This window comes from Actinoplanes sp. NPDC051633 (genome assembly GCF_040681735.1).
Lineage (GTDB): Bacteria > Actinomycetota > Actinomycetes > Mycobacteriales > Micromonosporaceae > Actinoplanes.
Window position 1 is genome coordinate 1 of sequence record NZ_JBFAZH010001540.1, and the last position, 1,518, is coordinate 1,518.

Below are 1,518 nucleotides of genomic sequence, written 5' to 3' on the forward strand. Positions count from 1 at the left end.
GCATCCTGTGCGTGATCGACGAGTTCCCGGTCCTGCTGGCCGGGAACGACCCGATGGCGACCGAGGCCGTCGGGTTGCTGGAGTCGCTGGCGCGCAAGGGCCGGTCGTACGGCATCCATCTGATCCTGGCCAGCCACACCATCCTCGGCATCGAGGCCCTCTATTCGAAGCGCGACTCGATCTTCGGCCAGTTCCCGGTGCGCGTCGCCCTTCCCGGCGGCGGGGACGTGCTGGAGCCGACGAACGACTCGGCGGCCGGTCTGCCACTGGGCACGGCGGTGGTGAACACGGCCGGCGGCCTCGGCGGGCCACGCGGTGCGACCCGCGGTCACGAGCGGGTGGTGCGCTTCCCCGACCCGCACGCCGACGAGGCGGCCCTCAGCGATCTGCGGCACAAGCTGTGGGGCGCCCGCGATCCCGAGTCGGCGGCGCCGCGGATCTTCGCCGGGTACGCCCACCAGCACCTGGCCGACGACCCGACCTATCGGGCCGCGCTCGCCGGGCGCGCCGGGCGACCCGCCGCGCTGGTCGGCCGGGTGGTCGACGTGAACCTGTCCAGCGCCGCCTTCCCGCTGGACGCCTCGCCGGGCCGGCACCTGGCGATCTTCGGCTCCCAGGCGGTGGGCGCCGAGGTGTTGCAGGCGGCGGCGCTGAGCGTGGCGGCCTTTCATGCGCCGCGTACCGCCCGCTTTGTGATCTCGTCCCTGGTCGCCGAGGGTGACGAGCTGGCGAAGGACCTCGCCGTCGAGATCGGCCACCGCCAGGAGGTCGTGTCGGTCGGCGCGCCCGGCCTGGCGGCGCAGCTGACCTTGGAGACGCCGGGTTACCTGGTGGTGTTCGGGATGGACGCGGCCAGCCCCGGGACGCTGCCGACGCTGCGCAAGGTGTTGCGCGAGGGGCCGAGCCGCGGCGTGCACCTGCTGTCGTGGTGGCGCGGTTTGCGGCGGTTCACCGAGGAGACCGGCGGCAGCGCGGGCCGCGACGCCGTGTCCGGGCTGATGTTCCTCAACTGCCCGCAACAGGACGTGACGCTGATGATCGGCAAGCCCGTCGAGTGGCAGCCGAGGCCCAACCGCGCGTTGCTGCACGATCGTCAGGCGGACGAGTCGACCGTGGTGGTCCCCTTCGTCACGCCCGAGAACGAGGAGCCGTGAGCGATCCGACGGCCGAGCCGGCGACGAGCGAGATCCCGATTCCCGCCCAGGGGAGTCCGGGGCAGGGTGGTCCGGCCGCCGGCGGTCCGTGGGCCGACTATCTGGCCGCCGCGCAGCGCCTCGACGCCGTCCGGCGGGCCGCGAGCGCGGTGAGCACCGAGCACGCTTCCGCGGTTCAGGCCGCTCAGCAGGAGCTGACCGGGGTACGCGCGCGGCTGGCCCCTCAGCGCGCGCGGCTGATCCGCGAGTTCGGCGTACCCGAGAACGGACTCCTGCCGACACCGGCCGACGAGGCGCTCGCCGTGCCGTCGGTGGCCGGAGGGCCGGCCGCCGTGCTCGCCGCCCTGCAGCGGGCGCGTCAGAC

Annotated in this window: 2 pseudogenes; both read left to right on the top strand. The window is 74.1% G+C overall.

Annotation, left to right across the window (positions count from 1 at the left end):
• Nucleotides 1-1,154, top strand: a pseudogene (locus AB0M20_RS42925) (cell division protein FtsK); the annotation flags it as partial.
• A pseudogene (locus AB0M20_RS42930) lies at nt 1,151-1,518 on the top strand (hypothetical protein); the annotation flags it as partial. The pseudogenes AB0M20_RS42925 and AB0M20_RS42930, both read left to right, overlap by 4 nt.